This window comes from Streptomyces sp. NPDC028331, assembly GCF_055565775.1.
On record NZ_JBVHTR010000047.1, the window covers coordinates 1 to 16,925 of the forward strand.

Sequence of the window (16,925 nt, forward strand, 5' to 3'; positions counted from 1 at the left end):
TACGAGGGCTTCCACCCGGCACGCCGAGAGCACGCACCTGACGCCGCGAGGCCCGGCCTCCGGCCGGACGACGGGACTTTCGCAACACGCCCTAGCAACCGCCCTTGACCAGCAGGGTGATCCGGTCGGGGTCGTAGACCGCCCAGCGCGGCGTCGGGCCTCCGGACAGGCGCAGGCGGCACAGGGTGGTGCCACGGTGGTCGGTCCACCAGGCGGTGATGATGCCCGGCCACGGCCATCCGGCGGGGTCGGACACGGTCACGGGCCGGTAGACGTGTCGGATCAGGTCGTCCGGGCCTGGCGAGGCACATTCTGCGGCCAGTTCTTCCAGCAGATGCTCCGCCGTGGACTTGTCTCGCATGGCACGGTCCTCCCCCTCGGCCCGGTCTACAACGGTTTCATTATTGCGCAAGTGATGCAATTTTCTTGGGGCTTCACCTGTGCCGGCGATCGCTGCACGCCGGGGGGCGGCCGTTGGAGACGACGGAGCACGGGGCGTCGGCGGCGGAGCGGGCGCTGCCGGCCCTGGGAGCGGGGCCGGGCGTGGGTGGCCGTACGGTCGGTGTGGTGTTCGTCCGGCCGAGGATCACGGTGATGTCCGGGGCGGCGGAACCGGGAGGTGAGCGTCACGACGGCTTCGGACTCGGCTGCGGCGGGCTTGGCTTGTGCCGCTGGGGCAGGCACAACGGGAGCCTCCCGGTGAAGCACCTCCCCGATTTCGCGGTCCACGTCGATAATGACCTTGTGCGCTCGCTAGTCAGGAATTCCATCCTGCCCTTGACGCTGGTCATCGTCGGGGCGGCCGCAGTGGTGGGCGGCGCCGCAGGGGACCATGCGGCCAGAAGCAGCGGGCGCAGCGGTTTCGGCAAGTCCGGCGAGCCCGGCCAGTCCCCGCAGGGCCAGGACCAGGACTTCTCCGCCACGGCCCCGGCCGAGGACGGCAACGCGTACACCCCCCGCAGGACCGAGGAGAACGCCCGGATCGGCGCGCTCTTCGAGAAGGACGACCAGGGCGCCCACTTCTGCACGGCGAGCGTGGTGCAGAGTCCGGGCCGGAACATGCTGATCACCGCGGCCCACTGCGCCTTCGACGCCGACTCCGGACAGCCGCTGAACGACCTGGTCTTCGCCCCCGGCTACCGCAACGGCGACGAACCCACCGGCCTGTGGAAGGTCAGCAAGGTGGTCGTCGACGACCGCTGGGCCAAGTCGCAGGACGAGGACCTGGACGTCGCCTTCCTCGTCCTCGACCGGAAGGGCGGCAAGAACATCCAGGACGTCCTGGGCGGCAACACCCTCGGCATGAACCGCGGCTTCGACAACAAGGTCAAGATCACCGGCTATCCCAGCAGCCGTGACTCCCCGATCTCATGCCAGAACCGCACCACGAAGTTCAGCGACACCCAGCTGCGCATCCAGTGCACCGACCTCGAGGACGGGACCAGCGGCAGCCCCTGGCTCACCGACTACAACCCCAAGAGCCACACCGGCACGGTCATCGGCGTCCTGGGCGGCCACGAGGGCGGCGGCGACCAGGACGATGTCTCCTACGCCGCATACTTCGACGACGACATCGCCAAGCTCTACCGGCGCGCAGAGGACGAGGACTGAGCCCAACTCATCCGCGCACCGCTCACGGGAAAGTGCCGTAGCCGCGAAGCGCGCCGGGGAGGGGCTCGCGCCCCCGAGGCCCCGACCACGGTCCTGGAGCGGGCACCGGTTCGAGTCCGGCTTCGGGCACCACCCGTTCCCGTGCGGCGGGGTCCGGACCCGCTGCCGTCCGGGCCCATCAGTAGTCCTGTGGAGCAGGCCTGGCGGCACCGTTCGGGAGCCGGGGCCGTCCTACGTCTGGCCGACCATGGCGGCGGGTTGGACGATGCGGTCGAAGTCCTCGGCGCTGATGTAGCCGGAGGCCAGCGCGGCCTCGCGCAGGGTGGTGTCCTCGTCGTTGGCCTTGTGGGCGATCGCAGCGCGTTGTCGGCCTGCCCGATCTCGTAGGTCACGCCGTCGTATTCCACGGGTGGGACGGGGATGCCGGTCGCCACCAGCGCCTTTCCCTCGGACCAGGCGATGACGTCGGCGGGCATGGCCTCGATCCGGGAGGTGGGATTGGAGATCGGGAAGACGATCGGCCGCTCGGTACCCTCGGACATCGACTGGACGACCTCGCGTGTGAAGGCGCCGTGCGCGGTGGAAGTGCCCAGCAGGATCGTGGGTTCGACCCGGCGCACCGTTTCCAGCAGCGAGATCGCGCCGTCGTCCCTCGCCCAGTCCGCGACCTCGTCCGGATCGCGTGCGTAGGGCCGCTGGAAGTCACGCAGGCCGTCCATGTCGCGGGTGAGCAGGCCGTCGACGGAGGTTGCAGCGGCCCGTGACGGATGACGGTGCAGCACTGGCGCATGGCCGGGAGGACGAGCTCATCAGTTCGTCACGATGCCGTGCAGAAGCAGGTCGATGAGTCTGGTGGCCAGGTCGCGCCGCTCCTCGCTGGCGGCCATGAGGCTGATCCCGCCGAGGGCCATCAGCACGTCCTGGGCATCGACCCCTGGCCGCGCCGCTGACCGGCCCTCGAGGGCGGTGAGCAGGTGGGTGATGGCGTCGGCGAGCAGGGCCCGGGTGTGCAGCTTCTCGCTGTCGTCGGTCAACACCACGGCCAGCGCGTCGGCCATGCCCTGCTTGGCGGCCATGAAGTCGATGAAGCGCTCCATCCAGGTCCGCAGCGCGTCCACCGGTGGCTGTGCGGCCGCGAGGTGCGGTGCCGCCTCGCACAGGCGCTGCACTTCCTGTCGGTAGACCGCCTCGATCAGCAGTTCCTTGGACGGGAACCGGCGGTAGAGCGTGCCGACACCGACGCCGGCCGCACGGGCGATGTCCTTGACCGAGGCGCCCGCGCCCTCCCGGGCGAAGGCGACCGCTGCTGCTTCCAGCAGCCGGTCCTCGTTGCGTTGCGCGTCGGCGCGCAGAGCCCTGCGGGGCCGTGCTGCGTCCCCCTCGCGGCCGGTCACTCCCGACTCCCTTCCTGCCACACTTGCAAGCGGAACCGGTTCCGCTTACTCTCGAAGTCGAACCGGAACCAGTTCCGGATACGAGCGTACGACGGCCCCCTGCCTCCGCGCCATCGGCCGTGCACTCAGCGCCCCACTCCACCGCCTTTCTGGAAGAGCATCGTGAACGACGACCTCATCACGACCCCGTTCGGCGCACAGACGACCGCCGCCGAGGTGCTGGCCGGTATCGACCTCAGTGGTCGGCGTGCCATCGTCACCGGAGCAGGCTCCGGCATCGGGCGCGAGACCGCGCGTGTCCTGGCCGCCGCCGGCGCCGAGGTGACCATCGGCGTCCGCGATCTGGCGGCGGGCGAACAGGCCGCCGAGGAGATCGCCCCGGCGAGTGGCCGGGGAACGGTGCGCGCCGCGATGCTCGACCTCGCCGACCAGACCTCGGTGCGCGCCTTCGTGGCGGCATGGCGGGGGCCGCTGCACTTTCTGGTCCTCAACGCCGGCGTGATGGCGTCGCCGCTCCAGCGGACGAAGGAGGGTTGGGAAATGCAGTTCGCCACCAACCACCTCGGCCACTTCGCCCTCGCGACCGGCCTGCACGGCGCCCTGACAGCAGCCCACGGCGCGCGCGTGGTCGCCGTCAGCTCGGTCGGCCACGTCAACGGCGACGTCCTCTTCGACGACGTCAACTTCGAGCAGCACCCCTACGACCCGTGGGCGGCCTACAGCCAGTCCAAGACCGCCAACGTCCTGTTCGCGGTCGAGGCGGGCCGCCGCTGGGCGTCCGACCTGATCGCCGTCAACGCCCTCAACCCGGGCCGCATCACCAGCACCCGGCTCGGCCGCCACATCGGGGACATCTCCAACAGCCCGGCCTCCTTCGACCCCACCAGCACCGACGTGTCCTGGAAGACCATCGAGCAGGGTGCGGCGACCTCGGTGCTCCTCGCGGCCTCCCCGTTGGTCGAGGGCGTGACCGGTCGGTACTTCGAGGACTGCAACGAGGCCGGCCCGCACCGGCCCGGTGTGCGCCGGGGAGTGGCCGCCCACGCCGTGGACCCCCACCACGCGGCCCGCCTGTGGCAGACCTCCCTCGACATGCTCGTGGCCGCCGCAACGACCGCCTGACGGCGCCACGGCCGTCAGCGGCTTGAGACTTGGTCGTACGGTGTCACATGCGGTCGGCTTCCAGGACCGCGCGGGTGAACGCCTCGGGAGCCTCCTGCGGGACGTTGTGCCCGATGCCCTTCAGCGTGCGGTGGACGTACGGGCCGGTGAACTTGCCGCGGTAGGACGCGCCGTTGTCAGGCGGGGTGAAGGGGTCCAGCGCACCGTCGAGCGTGACGGTGGGCACGTGAATGGGTGGACCTTCGGCAAGCCTCGCCTCGAGGTCCTCGTAGCGCGGGTCGCCCGGTGCGAGCCCGAGGCGCCAGCGGTAATTGTGGATGACGATGTGGACGTAGTCCGGGTTGTCGAACGCCTGGGCGGTGCGGTCGAAGACGGCGTCGCTGAAGTGCCAGGTCGGCGAGACGTTGCGCCAGATGAGCTTGGCGAAGTCGCGCCGGTACTCCGCAAGGCCCGACTCACCCCGCTCGGTGGAGAAGTAGTACTGGTACCACCACGCCCACTCGGCCGCCGGGGGCAGCGGTAGGTGCTGCTGCTTGCGGTCGGTTATGAGATAGCCGCTCACGGAGACCAGGGCCTTGCAGCGCTCCGGCCACAGCACGGCGACGATGTCGGCGGTGCGGGACCCCCAGTCGAAGCCGCCGAGGACGGCCCGCTCGATCCGCAGGGCGTCCATCAGAGCGATGATGTCCAGCGCGAACGCCGCCTGCTCGGCGTTGCGCGACGTCGTGCGGGACAGGAAGGTGGTCGTTCCGTAGCCGCGCAGGTAGGGGACGATGACGCGGTAGCCGTGCGTGGCCAGCAGCGGTGCCACCTCGACGTAGCTGTGGATGTCGTACGGCCAGCCGTGCAGCAGGATCACCGCGGGGCCGTGGGCGGGTCCTGCTTCGGCGTAGCCGATGCTCAACTCCCCGGCGCGGATCTGCTTCAGTGCGGCGAAGGACGGGGTCCCCCGCGCCTTGTCGAGCCCGGCTGCTTCCGCGCCCGTTCGGGAGGCCGCCGAGGCCGAGGAGGGACGGAGCATCCCAGCCAGTGAGGCAACCGCTGCGCTCGTCGTGCCCGCGCCGAGGACCTTGCCGAAAGTCCGTCTGTTCATGGGGGACCGTCCTGTCGTGTCCGCTCGTCGGGGAGAGCCAGAGCTGGGCCCCCGGCGCCTCCCGGTTCGACAGGCACCCAAGACGAATGTCACAAAGCCGCTGGCAAGGCGCCCTGCGGCTGCGTCCGAACGGGGGACGGCAATATGGCCTGCCGAAGGACGCGGCCGGCAGGGTCATCGACCGGCTTGTCGCCCGCGCGCCTAGGGTCCGTCTTCGAAGAGCGCTAGATGGTGGATCATGGTGGTGTGGTACGCGGACCCTAGAGCTGGGCCTCCCCCTATGACGACACCCGTCGTCAATGATCGCCGTCGCGGCTTTCCAGGCGAAAGTCGAACGGCACCGTTCCGGGGTCGAGCGTGGAGATCCCGCCGTCCACGGTGAGCACTGCACCGTTGACGAAGGACGCGGCGGGCGACAGCAACCATCTGATCGCCTCGGCGACCTCGGACGGGTCGCCCGGACGCCCGGTGGGCACCAGTTTCGTGGCCTCTTGGTACGCCTGCTCGATCCCGCCGCGCAGTCCCGACTCCTCCGCGAACCGGACCATGCGCCGGTCGGCCATCTCAGTACGCACCCAGGTGGGGCACACGGTGTTGGCCCGCAGGCCCTGGCTCCCGTAGTCGACGGCCACCGAACGGCAGAGCTGGAGGAGGGCGGCCTTGGAGGTGGCGTACGCGGCGTTGCCCTTCCCGACGCGTAGCGCGGAGACGGAAGAGACCGCGACGACCGAGCCACGGGCCTTCAACAGGTGGGGCAGAGCGGCGCGCAGCATCAGGAACGGGCCGGTCAGGTTGGTGCGGATCACCTCGTTCCAGGTCTCGTCCGAGAGGTCTCCCACCAGGCCGCCGCGTCCGATGCCCGCGTTGAGGACCAGTCCGTCGAGCCTGCCGTAGTGGGAGACCGTGGTTTCCACCAAGTCCTGAACCGCGGTCGGGTCCGCGAGGTCGGCGGGGTGCGCCAGAGCACCGGTCTCGTCGGCCAACTGCCGTAGCGGCTCGGGCCGCCGCCCCCCGATGACGACATGGTGGCCTTCGGCCCGCAGCAACCGGGCGGTCGCCGCACCGATGCCGGAACCACCGCCCGTGACGATGACAACACGTTCATTCGGCATGGCCGTTACGGCTCCTCACTCGCTGGCGATCAGGGTGCGTGGTCCTGCGCAGAGCTGCCCGGCTGCGCCGCGGAACCCAGTTGATCACCGCGACGCGAACGTACCCGACTGTCCTGCCGTCACTCCGCATCAACGGGCATGATTTCATTCCGAGGTACCGCCGGGGACTCGAACCTGTGGCGAAGAACATCCTGCGCCTCCCCCGCTGTCGGCCATCGGTTGCGAACCGGCCGTGCAGCGCTCCCCGTTGAGGGAGAACACGCCGAACACCACGGAAGCCGGGGCGGCTTCGACATCGGCATCGATGTCGGCGAAGACGACGACCGGGGACTTGCCACCCAGCGCCATCGACGTGGTCTTCAGATGTGAAGCGTCTCGCTGCTTCCTCTCACTCGGCCCGGAATCGCCCTCTTGCTCGCCCAGCAGCTCCAGGAGTGCGGCGTCCGCCTTGGACCGGGCGGGTGAGCAGGCGAGGGGCGAAATGGGGCAGTACCTGGTGAACCTCGCCGAGCAACGCCGTGGCAACCCGGGCGACGACATGCTCTCCGCCTTCATCAACGAGCCGGAGCCGGCCCTGCGGCTCACCCACGAGGAGCTCGCGGAGACCGGCGTGCTGCTGCTCATCGCCGGCCACGAGACCACGGTCAACCTGATCACCAACGGCGTACTCACCCTCCTGCGCCACCGCGAGCACCTGGACCATCTGCACAAAGAACCCGACCTGCTCCCTCGGGCGATCGAGGAACTGCTGCGCTACGAGCCCCCGGTCCACATGCGCGAGCGCATCCCCCGAGCCGACGTCGATCTCGCCGACACCGCCCTCCCCGAAGGGGCCTCCGTCATCCTGGCGCTGGCCTCGGGCAATCGCGACCCCAAGCGGTTCCAGGAGCCCGACCGGTTCGACCCGGCGCGACCGGACAACGAGCACCTCGGCTTCGGCAGCGGTGTCCACCTCTGCTACGGCGCACCGCTCGCGCGCATCGAAGCCCAGGCCGCGCTCGGCGCGCTGATCCCCCGCCTCGGCACGGCACGCCTGGTCGAGGATCCGCCCCCCTACCGGCAGAACGCCATGCTCCGCGGCCCCCGCCACCTGTCCGTCGAACTATGAGGTGGCGTGGCGGCACCCGGGGCCGCAGCCAAGAATGACGGTCTGCCCCGCGCATCCACCTAGGAGACCACCACCGCCCGCGAGCAGCCTCGGACTGCTCGCGGGCGGTACGCAGTCGTCCCTTGCCCGCCGGGACGCGACGCTCACGCCCCCTCTTCACGCGGCAGCGGAAAGGGGGCCCGGGCGACGGCGCGGGCCTCTTCCGGGGAGAGGCCGAGCATGTGCAGGAGCATCTCGGCCATGGCGCCTGCGGCCTGGTCGATGTCGGCCTCGGGCTTGCTGAACCACAGCTCCAGAAGCGCCAGCAGGCTGCCGTTGAGCGCGGAGAGGGCGATGACCGGATCGACCACGACGAAGCGGCCTTCGCCGATGCCCTGCTCCACGTCGCGCCTGGCGCGGGGAGCCAGTCCTCTGCCGGCCCATATGCGGCCGAGTTCGCTGTGGCACAGGATTCGCATGATCTCCGGGTGCGACTCGGCCAGGCGTGCGCTGAGCCGCACTCCTCCGGCGAGACGCTCGGCGGGATCGTCGACGCCGCGCAGGCGTTCATCGATGGCTCGGGCGAACTCCTCCATCGCATCGTGCACGGCTGCGTCGAACAGGTCCGGCTTGGAGTCGAAGTGGTTGTAGAAGGAGCCGAAGCCCACGTCCGCGCGCTCCGCGATGACACGGATGCTGGCGCTGGTGTCGCCGGACTCGGCCAGGATCTGCCGCGCGGCGCGGACGAGGGCCTGCCGGGTCCCGCTACGGCGGCGTTCGAATCGGTTGCTGGGTGGAACTGACATCGGCATGCACCCGTAGGTAAGCAGTTCTGATGATTTCCTCATTGCTCTGACGAGCCCGGCCGTCCACAGCGAGCCGCAACCCTCCTTATAAGTGATCTGTCTCACATAATTGATCGTCTGATCAGTTCTGTGGCGTCCTTGACGATGAGCCTGTCATCGATGATGCTTTCATCAGAAATAACCTAACACGATCCATGATGCCGCTCTGGCGGGCATTGGCTCCGATTTGGACGTATTGCACCGTCCTGTCGGTGGACCACTCCCCGCCCCAGACTTCCCGGCACCTGTGCACCGGAAGGGATCCCCCCGATGACCACCAATCGATCGCAACTCGCCGAGCCGACGACCCCGAGCGAGATACCGGACGCGGCGATCGCCATGCTCGACGCGGAGGGGACGGTTGTCGGGTGGACTCGGGCCGCTCAGCAGCTTGTCGGTTACTCGGCCGGGGAGGTGGTGGGCCGGTCCGCCGCACACGTGCTGCCGCCCACGGAAGACCCCCGGAGGGCCACAGCGGTCACCGAACAGTGCCGTGCCCAGGGTGGCTGGTCCGGCACGGTGCGGGTCCGCCACCGCGACGGGCGCCCGATCGACATGACTTTGCGGGTCTCGCTGCTATGGGGGCCGAACAGAAGCATGCAGTGGCTGGTTTCCGTGACCGACATCGGCGCGCTGTCCTCGGGGGCGGCCGGCGGGCCGGTGCGGGAGTCCCTCCTCGCCCACGCGCCGATCGGCATCAGCGTTCACGACCTCCAGCTGCGCTGCACATGGGCGAACGACGTCGCCATGGAGCGCCACGACGGCATTCCTTTTGAACAGTTCGGGCTCCGGGTGAAGGACTGGCTGCCCGCTCTCGAGGCCGAAGCGCTGGAGGTGGTGATGCGGCAGGTCCTCGAAAGCGGCACCACCATGGTCCACGAGTTCCGGGCGTGGCCGCCGACGGACGGGCGCCGTGAGCATGCCTTCTCCGCCTCGTTCTTCTGCCTCCTGGGCGCGGACGGTATGCCACTGGGGGTGTGCTGCATGGTCGTGGACGTCACCGGCAACCAGCGGGCGCGCGAGCGCCTTGCCATCCTCAGCGAAGCCAGCACGCGCATCGGCAGCACCCTCGACGTCATGCAGACCGGGCAGGAACTGGCCGAGCTCACCGTGCCTCTGCTGGCCGACCACGCCCTCGTCGACCTGGTGGAGTCGGTTCCGTTCGCGCTGGAGCCCTCGGCACCGATCGGCATGGCGAACGGCCGCCCTCCTGCGCTGCGCCGCGCCGGTGTGGCCTCACTCGACCTGGGGAGCCTGGAACTGCCGTGGGTGCGCGAGGAGGTGATCCGCGTCCACCCGGCCTCGCCCTTCGCCGACGTACTGCGCACCGGCACTTCTCACCTGGTGCCGTTGCTGGATTTGGACGCAGATCTCGGCCCGTGGGTCCACCACGACCCGGCGCGGGCGCAGAAGGTTCGTGACAGCGGGGTCCACTCGTTGATGGTCGTACCCATCCGTGCGCGGCGCTGCGTGCTGGGACTGGCGGTCTTCGGCCGCTCCGCGGAGCCGACGCCGTTCCAGGAGGACGACCTGCTGCTCGCCGAGGAGCTCGTCACCCGGGCCGCGCTCTGCCTGGACAACGCTCTGCAGTACGCGCGCGAACGCGCCGCGGCCCTCACGCTCCAGCGCGACCTGCTCCCCCACCGGGTGCGGGGCGGGGCCGCAGTCGAGGTGGCCTCGCGCTACGTGCCCGCCGACATGGATCACGGCGTGGGGGGCGACTGGTTCGATGTGATCGAGCTGTCGGGCGCCCGGGTGGCCCTCGTCGTCGGCGATGTGGTCGGACACGGCATCAACGCCGCGGCGACCATGGGCAGGCTCCGCACCGCCGTGCGCACGCTGGCGGACCTGGACCTGCCCCCCGACGAGCTGCTGGCGCACCTCGACGACACGGTCAGGCGGCTGAACGACGAGAACGGGGAAGACGACGACCTCGACCAGGTCCCGGCGATGGTGGGCGCCACCTGTCTGTACGCCGTCTACGACCCGGTCACCCGACGGTGCGCGATGGCACGGGCCGGGCACCCCCCGCCCGCGATCATCGACCCGCAGGGCCGTGTCACCTTCCCCGACCTGCCCGCCGGAGCTCCGCTCGGCCTCGGCCTCGGCCTCGGGGTCCTCGCCTTCGAGTCCGTGGAACTCGAACTGCCCGAGGGAAGTGTCCTCGCCTTCTACACCGACGGCCTGGTCGAGTCCCGCGACGACGACCTCGATGTCGGCATGAGCCGCCTGGGCGCGGCCTTGGCACAGTGCGGCCGGCCCCTGGAGGACCTGTGCTCGGAAGTGGTCGAGACCTTGCCGGCCCGGACACACTCCGACGACGTCACTCTGCTCCTTGCTCGGACCCGCGCACTCCAGCCGGCCCGGGTCGCGTGCTGGGATCTGCCGAACGAGCCGGCCGCCGTGCGCACCGCCCGGCGCCTTGCCGCCCGTCAGCTCCGCACATGGGGGATCGAGCATCTCGAGGCCACCGTGGAGCTGATCGTCAGCGAACTGGTCACCAACGCCATCAGCTACGGCGGCGGGCCGGTCCGCCTACGGCTCATCCGACATCAGGTTTTGACCTGCGAGGTCTCCGACGCCAGCACCAGCCATCCACGCCCGCGGCATCCGAGCACTCTCGACGAGAACGGCCGCGGCCTCTTCCTCACCGCTCACCTGTCCCGCAGGTGGGGCTCCCGCTCAGCATCGGACGGCAAGGTCGTCTGGGCCGAACAGGACCTGCCCTCGACAGCCGCCGCACGGTGACGCTTCGACCGGCAGCACTGACCACTCGGTGACGCCCCAGGTTGCCGATCTCCCGTCGTGCTGCCTGCGACAAAGAAGGTACGTACATGAGCACCAACGACAGCAAGACCGACTCGCCGCAGGACGTCCGAGGCCCGAGGCCGGTGTCCGGTCCAGGCTCGGACGGCAGGTCACACGCGTTCGACGGTGTGGCAGCCGCCGTGCTCGATCACCGCGGCACGGTGCTGCGGTGGACCGGGACCGCGAAGCACCTGACGGGGTTTGCGGCCGAGGAGGTATGCGGCCGCCCTGTACAGGAACTGTTGGCCGAACTCCCCGACGAACTGCGCAGTGCCACTCAGATGCCGGCATCCGGCCAGGCGCGGCTGCGGAACCGGTCCGGCGACACCGTCGATGTCACCTTCCGGATCTCTGCGATGGAAGGCCCCGCGGAGTTCCTCGTCATTGCGGCGCCTGCACACCACGTCGTCGACCGCGAACAGGGAGCGGCGCTCCTGCGCGCACTGTCCTCACAGAACCGGGTCACGATCGCTCTGCATGACGCGCATCTGACCATGGTGCAGACGAACGCCACGCCGGACACTCCCGACGGCCGTCGAGTACAGCCCGGCACGCGGCTGTGCGACGTGCTCTGCGCCGAGGATGCCGAGAGCCTCGAGGCAGTACTGCGCCGGGTGCTGGAGACGGGCGCCCCGGTGATCCGCAAGAGCCAGCACGTGAGCTGGCGGCACGATCCGGAGCGGCGGCGGGTCCTGTCGCTGTCCGCCTTCCGTCTGGAGGACGCGCGAGGACGCCCGACAGGGGTCGCGGCCCTGTACGTCGACAGCCCCAACGTGCGGGCTCGCCGTCATCTGGACCTCACCCGTGAGGTGACCGAACGTGTGGGAAGTTCCCTGGATGTCGTGCGCACCACCCGAGCGCTCGCGGACGTACTCGTACCCGCTTTCGGGGATCTCGTCACCGTCGACCTCGCACAGTCCGTGTTCGACGGGGAGGAGCCACCGAAGCAACTCGGCGGTGGAGATCTCGGTCTACGCACCGCGGCCCTGGCGCCGACCGCGACGGTATGGCCGGCCCGCGTCGAGCGCGGCGACCTCTTCCCGCCCTTCCCCGACCACCCGCTCCTGCGCAGCTTCCAGCAGGGCGAGACCGTCGCCATCGGCGCCGACGACTACGGTGCTGCGCTCGGCGATCCGCGGCTGGTCGAATTCGTCATCCCGCAGGGAGGCCATTCGGTGCTGGTGGCACCGTTGCACGCCCGTGGTCTCACGCTCGGCGGCATATCGATCTGGCGCTGCGGCCGGTCCGAACCGTTCACCGAGGACGAGACGGATCTCATGACACAGATCGCCTCGGGGGCGGCGCTCGCCATCGACAACGCCCGCCGTTACACGCGCGAGCACCGGGCGGCCGTGGCACTGCGGCAGCGCCTTCTTCCTCCGGCCACGACCGACACTCCGGCCGCCGAGACCGCCGGTATCCATCTGCCCACAGGCGGCGGAGCGGAAATCCGTGGCGACTGGTACGACGCCATTGCAATGCCTTCTCTCCGGCTTGCCCTCGTCGCCGGGGACGTGATCGGCCACGGCATACCCGCAACCGCCACCATGGGCCGGCTGCGCACCGCCGTACAGACCCTCGCCGACCTCGAACTCGAACCGGACGAGCTGCTCACCCGGATCGCGGACCTGGTCCAGCGCCTCGTGGCCGAGGCCCCGCCCGACCACCACGACGTCGTCGGCGCCACGTGCCTGTACGCGGTCTACGACCCGGTCACCCGACGCTGCACCATGGCCAGTGCCGGGCACCCGCCGCCGGTCCTGGTCCGGCCCGACGGGACCGCCGAGGCCGTCGGAATCCGCCCCGGGCCGCCACTCGCCGTCGGCGGCATGCCGTACGAGACCACCACGATCGAGATCGAGCCGGGCAGCGTCCTCGCGCTCTGCACCGACGGCCTGATCCACCAGAGCGACCGCGACATCGACCAAGGGCTCGAGTGCCTGGCGGAGGCCCTCGCCGCCTCCTGCCGTCCGGACCGCGCTCTGGACGAAACCGGCCGGGATCTCGTCGCCAAGCTGCGGAGCCGGTCGCGGCGCGACGAGGCAACCCTGCTGTTGGCCCGCACCCGCGCGGTACCGGCACAGGACACCGCTCACTGGGACATCCCGGCCGATCCGGCCGCCGTCTCCGAGGCGCGGGAATGGACAGCCCGCCAACTCACCGCCTGGGGCCTGGAAGACCTCCTCTTCACCACCGAACTGATCGTCAGCGAACTGGTGACGAATGCCATCCGCTACGGTCGTCCGCCGGCGGACCTGCGTCTGATCCGCCACAACGTTCTGATCTGCGAGGTCACCGACTCCAGCAGCACCCAGCCCCGCCTGCGGCGTTCCCATACCACCGACGAGGGAGGACGCGGCCTGTTCCTCGTCGCCCAACTCGGCGAGCGATGGGGCTGCCGCCATGGCCAGAACCGCAAGACGATCTGGTCCGAACAGCTCATCGCCGAAGAGACTCCAGGCCAGCGTGGTGCGCCGCCGAGAGGCAGGGCGTCCGTTTCGACCACTTAATCCGACCCACACGCAAAAGGCCTGGTCAGAGCTTTGACCAGGCCTCGCGAAGAGAGTGTCCGTGGGGCGAGTCGACCACTGACGATACGGGTCAACGGCGGGAGCCGTCCTCCACCTTCTCGAAGAAGAACTCGTGTTTGAGGAAGGAGACGTCGTACTCGTGACCGGACTGAGGCGGCAGCAGTTGGGAGGCCTGGAACAGGCGCCACCCGTCCTGCAGCGCGGCAAGCCCTGTGGGATAGGGCGGCTCGTCGCTGTCGCCGGTCGTCGGGCGGGTCCGGGCGGTCCCGTCGTAGCGGGACCAGCCCACGACGTCGGAGTCCAGCGCCGACGTCGCGAGATAGAGGACCAGAACCTGCTGCCTCATGCATGCCTCCTCAACGTCGGCCGGTTGCTGACGCGCGTGACCCAGTAGTCGACGTCGAACGAGTCGTCACCGGTCAGGGCCCGCCACAGCAGGACCCGGTTGTAGATCTCCAGTCGGCCCGTGGCCTGCTCGTACCAGGGGAAGTACGTATCGAGTTCCGCGGCCACCGCAGGGTCGTGCAGGTCGGAGACGTCCCACAGACGCACCTGCGGCACGGTCGGGTTGAGGCGGAGTTTGTACATGTAGCGACGGTCCGCGGTGTCGTTGCGGCGGCCGCTGTGCCAGATGCCGTGGTGCACGAGAACGACCGTGCCTGCCGGGCAGGTCAGACGGGTCTGCCCCCTGAGGTTCTGGACGCGGCCGACGTCCGTCTCGTTGATCCTGCGCAGATGGCTTCCGGGCACACTGAGGGTGCCGCCCATCTCGGCGGTCACCTCGTGCGGGTAGTACATGAGCTGGATGTCGAACGCATCCGGCCGCACATCGATGATCGCGTCTCCGTGGAGCGGCTGCGCCTGTCCCTCGTGCGGCTCGCGCACATGAACCGCATGGTGGTCGACGGTCGGCTCCGGGCCGACCAGGCTCTCGACAGCGCCTGCGACGACGGGCAGGGTGAGCAGCTCGTGGACGAAGGTGTCCTGCGCGAACGCCCTGCCCAGCGGAGTGCCGTAGGACACTTCCGGCAGGCCCTCGGCCAAGGCCGCGATGGCCCGTTCGTTGATCTCCTGCGGCACCACCCCGTCCAGACGCAGAAATCCCTGCGCGACGAAGCGCGCCACCTGAACCGATGTCAGGAGTCGTTTGCTGGTTGACATGCGACGAACGTACGTGCCCTGTCGGGATCGGTCGTGGCCTGAAATCGTCCAGTGCTGGTAGTTTTCCATCCTCGTGAAACACGTAACACTGCGGCTCGACGAGGCACCCACCGTGGTCGATGCCGGCATCGGGGTGCACGGCGTCTCCACCGCCCACGACGTCTTCCGGCTGCCCGACCTGTGGCAGCTCCACCTCTACAACTACGAGGGTGCGCTGTCCCTCGGGCAGTCGGTCCACCCCATACGCCCCGGCCACGTCAGCCTGGTGCCGCCGAACACGGAGGTGCACTTTCACTACCGGGGCCGGTCGGAGCATTTCTACGTCCATCTGCGGCTGCACGACGGCGGAACCGCGCGGGTGGTGCCGGTGATGCAGGACGCCGCGGCCGAGAGCACACGCCTGGCCGAGCTACTGCGACACGCCGTGACGGCCATGCCGACTTCTCCCCCACGAGCCTCGGCCGAGGTCTGGACCGCTCTGTGGCGCATCGCCGAGCTGCCGAGGGGCGATGGAGCCGGGCGCCGCCACCCGTTCGTGGCAGCCGCCCAGGCCTACGTCGAGGAACACCTGGCCGGCCCGTTGTCCGTACCGGACGTCGCTCGCGCCGTCGGAATCTCCCACACGCACCTGACGCGCGTGTTCCGCGCCGAAACCGGCCTCACAGTCGTTTCGTACATCCGGCATCGCCGCCTTCAACGCGCCCGCCACCTCCTGTTGTCCTCCACCCTGTCCATCACCGCCATCGCCGCGTCCGTGGGCATCGCCGATCTCCAGGCCTTCAACAAGGCCTGCCGCCGTGAACTCGGCGCGAGCCCGCGTGACGTACGTGCGGCTGCCCCCGCGGGGCTGGACGGCCCAGGACGGTAAGGGTGCCGGCAGGCGGTTCCCGAGGCACCGAGGTTCGGCCCGTAGACGTCCTCGGCTCCGGCACCTGGTTCCACCAGGCCGAGCCGGATCTCGACGTCGACCGTCCGCGCCCGGCCGCGTCTCTACGCGCCGGCGAAGGAGCCGCTCCGTGCGGCGTGACCGCCGATCGCGGCCCTGACCAGCCGTCTCTCGAAGGACATCAGTATGTGTTCCAGATCCGTCGCGTCGAACGACGTCGCATCCGTCCCGAGACTGACTCCGGCCGTATCGGACATGTCCCACACAACGAAGCAGAGCTTTCCGGAGTACGGGTCGACGCGTTTGGGGAATCGTCCGTACCGGCTGGATGCCATGGCTCGCTCCAAGTCCTGCCGTGCCCTGTCCGCGCGAGCCCGGATCAGCGTGCGGGGCGCTATGGGGCGGATGTTGACCACGTACGGGTTGTCTGCGGAACGTCCCAGTTCGGCGGAGACCTCGTCCAGGGATCTGGCGTAGCGGTCGGGCTCTCGCAGGCTGACGGAGGAGGATCTGGCGAGTGCCGCGTCGACGGCCCGGCACAGCGCCGGGAACCGGTCGCCGCCCAGGGACGTGTCGACCGGGACGAGGGCCCTGCCGGCGATATGGGCCACCGCCTCGCGGGCGAAGGTGGTCTGCCGGTTGGCCATCACGGTGTTGAACACGCAGTTGCCGATGCCGAGGTGCTCGGCGAGCGCGCACGCGTATGCGGCGTGCAGGACGGCGGCCGCGGATGTCCGGTACTGCTTCGCCAGACCCGCTGCCGCGAGGGCGACGGCCGCCGAGTCGAGACATACGAAGTTGTAGACGGCGTCCCTGTGGCTCGCGGGCACCCGGAGTTCGGGCATGACGGACTGGCGGAGCATGGCCCGGTCATGGGTGTCGACACGATGGGCGTGCCGCAGCCCCGAGGGACTGGCTTCGAAGCTTGCGATCTGCCGCGGCTGCCAACCCGTGCCCAGGTCGGCGCCCGGATCGGCGGCCAGTCGGGCTATGTGTTCGGCCACGAGCCGGGCGGCCGTGGTGTCCGCCGAGAAGTGGTGCAATGACAGCGCGATGTGGGTGGGTCTGCCGTCCACGGTGACGACGGCGGCCCGCAACGGCAGGTCGTCCGGGGCGAATCCGGGCTCTGCCAGTCGGAGGGTGAGGGCGCTCAGCTCGTCGTTGGCCGCCGGGCCGTCTAACTGGCCCTAACAGAAGTCGTTGATCACGTGACTGTCGGCTTGTCCACTCGTTGGTGTGGTCGTGGGGAAGCGTCAGTCGCGGCCGTGGATCGTG

At 69.6% G+C, this 16,925-nt stretch carries 15 protein-coding genes and 2 pseudogenes; 6 read left to right on the forward strand and 11 right to left on the reverse strand.

The window, feature by feature from the left end:
- Positions 1–91 precede the first annotated feature (91 nt).
- Complete coding sequence (locus ACZ4SW_RS36705; protein ID WP_468253429.1) at positions 92–361, reverse strand: hypothetical protein; 270 nt, start codon at positions 359–361, stop codon at positions 92–94.
- A gap of 416 nt (positions 362–777) precedes the next feature.
- Here ACZ4SW_RS36705 and ACZ4SW_RS36710 point away from each other — a divergent pair, with 416 nt between their 5' ends.
- Positions 778–1,611, forward strand: coding sequence for a trypsin-like serine peptidase (locus ACZ4SW_RS36710; RefSeq protein WP_468253430.1), 834 nt, complete (start codon positions 778–780; stop codon positions 1,609–1,611).
- Between the two features lie 231 nt (positions 1,612–1,842).
- Here ACZ4SW_RS36710 and ACZ4SW_RS36715 read toward each other — a convergent pair whose 3' ends face one another.
- The 3 genes and pseudogenes from ACZ4SW_RS36715 to ACZ4SW_RS36725 all read right to left on the reverse strand — a co-directional run bounded on the left by ACZ4SW_RS36715 (position 1,843) and on the right by ACZ4SW_RS36725 (position 3,005).
- On the reverse strand, positions 1,843–2,067 hold the full coding sequence (locus tag ACZ4SW_RS36715) for a hypothetical protein (protein WP_468253442.1): 225 nt from the start codon (positions 2,065–2,067) through the stop codon (positions 1,843–1,845).
- Positions 2,019–2,330: pseudogene (locus ACZ4SW_RS36720) on the reverse strand (malic enzyme-like NAD(P)-binding protein); the annotation flags it as partial. The pseudogene ACZ4SW_RS36720 and the gene ACZ4SW_RS36715, both read right to left, overlap by 49 nt.
- Before the next feature lie 90 nt (positions 2,331–2,420).
- Positions 2,421–3,005, reverse strand: a complete 585-nt coding sequence (locus tag ACZ4SW_RS36725; protein ID WP_468253431.1) for a TetR/AcrR family transcriptional regulator — start codon at positions 3,003–3,005, stop codon at positions 2,421–2,423.
- 159 nt (positions 3,006–3,164) lie between these two features.
- On the opposite strand from ACZ4SW_RS36725, the gene ACZ4SW_RS36730 reads away from it, so the two are divergent.
- A complete protein-coding gene (locus ACZ4SW_RS36730) occupies positions 3,165–4,127 on the forward strand; it encodes an SDR family NAD(P)-dependent oxidoreductase (protein ID WP_468253443.1) in 963 nt (320 codons plus the stop codon).
- A gap of 43 nt (positions 4,128–4,170) precedes the next feature.
- Here the strand turns inward: ACZ4SW_RS36730 and ACZ4SW_RS36735 are convergent, their stop codons facing one another.
- From ACZ4SW_RS36735 to ACZ4SW_RS36745, 3 genes are all read right to left on the reverse strand, one after another.
- Complete coding sequence (locus ACZ4SW_RS36735; RefSeq protein ID WP_468253432.1) at positions 4,171–5,220, reverse strand: alpha/beta fold hydrolase; 1,050 nt, start codon at positions 5,218–5,220, stop codon at positions 4,171–4,173.
- 296 nt (positions 5,221–5,516) lie between these two features.
- Complete coding sequence (locus ACZ4SW_RS36740; protein ID WP_468253433.1) at positions 5,517–6,332, reverse strand: SDR family NAD(P)-dependent oxidoreductase; 816 nt, start codon at positions 6,330–6,332, stop codon at positions 5,517–5,519.
- Between the two features lie 144 nt (positions 6,333–6,476).
- A complete protein-coding gene (locus ACZ4SW_RS36745; RefSeq protein WP_468253434.1) occupies positions 6,477–6,887 on the reverse strand; it encodes an aldehyde dehydrogenase family protein in 411 nt (136 codons plus the stop codon).
- On the opposite strand from ACZ4SW_RS36745, the pseudogene ACZ4SW_RS36750 reads away from it, so the two are divergent.
- Positions 6,784–7,440, forward strand: a pseudogene (locus tag ACZ4SW_RS36750) (cytochrome P450); the annotation flags it as partial. The gene ACZ4SW_RS36745 and the pseudogene ACZ4SW_RS36750 sit on opposite strands and share 104 nt — an antisense overlap.
- 143 nt (positions 7,441–7,583) lie before the next feature.
- On the opposite strand, the gene ACZ4SW_RS36755 reads toward ACZ4SW_RS36750, so the two are convergent.
- Complete coding sequence (locus ACZ4SW_RS36755) at positions 7,584–8,231, reverse strand: TetR/AcrR family transcriptional regulator (RefSeq protein ID WP_468253435.1); 648 nt, start codon at positions 8,229–8,231, stop codon at positions 7,584–7,586.
- A 303-nt stretch (positions 8,232–8,534) separates the two neighbouring features.
- Between ACZ4SW_RS36755 and ACZ4SW_RS36760 the strand changes: the two genes are divergently transcribed.
- Positions 8,535–11,012, forward strand: coding sequence for a SpoIIE family protein phosphatase (locus tag ACZ4SW_RS36760; RefSeq protein ID WP_468253436.1), 2,478 nt, complete (start codon positions 8,535–8,537; stop codon positions 11,010–11,012).
- A gap of 86 nt (positions 11,013–11,098) precedes the next feature.
- Complete coding sequence (locus tag ACZ4SW_RS36765; RefSeq protein ID WP_468253437.1) at positions 11,099–13,582, forward strand: ATP-binding SpoIIE family protein phosphatase; 2,484 nt, start codon at positions 11,099–11,101, stop codon at positions 13,580–13,582.
- A 91-nt stretch (positions 13,583–13,673) separates the two neighbouring features.
- On the opposite strand, the gene ACZ4SW_RS36770 is transcribed toward ACZ4SW_RS36765, so the two are convergent.
- Positions 13,674–13,949 (reverse strand): hypothetical protein, encoded by a 276-nt coding sequence (locus tag ACZ4SW_RS36770; RefSeq protein ID WP_468253438.1) that lies wholly within the window; start codon positions 13,947–13,949, stop codon positions 13,674–13,676.
- Entirely contained in the window at positions 13,946–14,764 is an 819-nt protein-coding gene (locus ACZ4SW_RS36775) for a phytanoyl-CoA dioxygenase family protein (RefSeq protein WP_468253439.1), read from the reverse strand. Before ACZ4SW_RS36775 ends, ACZ4SW_RS36770 begins: the two co-directional genes overlap by 4 nt.
- A 73-nt stretch (positions 14,765–14,837) precedes the next feature.
- Here ACZ4SW_RS36775 and ACZ4SW_RS36780 point away from each other — a divergent pair, with 73 nt between their 5' ends.
- Positions 14,838–15,632: an AraC family transcriptional regulator gene (locus ACZ4SW_RS36780; RefSeq protein ID WP_468253440.1), complete on the forward strand. Its 795-nt coding sequence runs from the start codon at positions 14,838–14,840 to the stop codon at positions 15,630–15,632.
- A gap of 122 nt (positions 15,633–15,754) precedes the next feature.
- Here ACZ4SW_RS36780 and ACZ4SW_RS36785 read toward each other — a convergent pair whose 3' ends face one another.
- Positions 15,755–16,726 carry a condensation protein gene (locus ACZ4SW_RS36785; protein ID WP_468253441.1) on the reverse strand — a complete coding sequence of 324 codons (972 nt, stop codon included), beginning with the start codon at positions 16,724–16,726 and terminating at the stop codon, positions 15,755–15,757.
- Between the last annotated feature and the right edge of the window lie 199 nt (positions 16,727–16,925).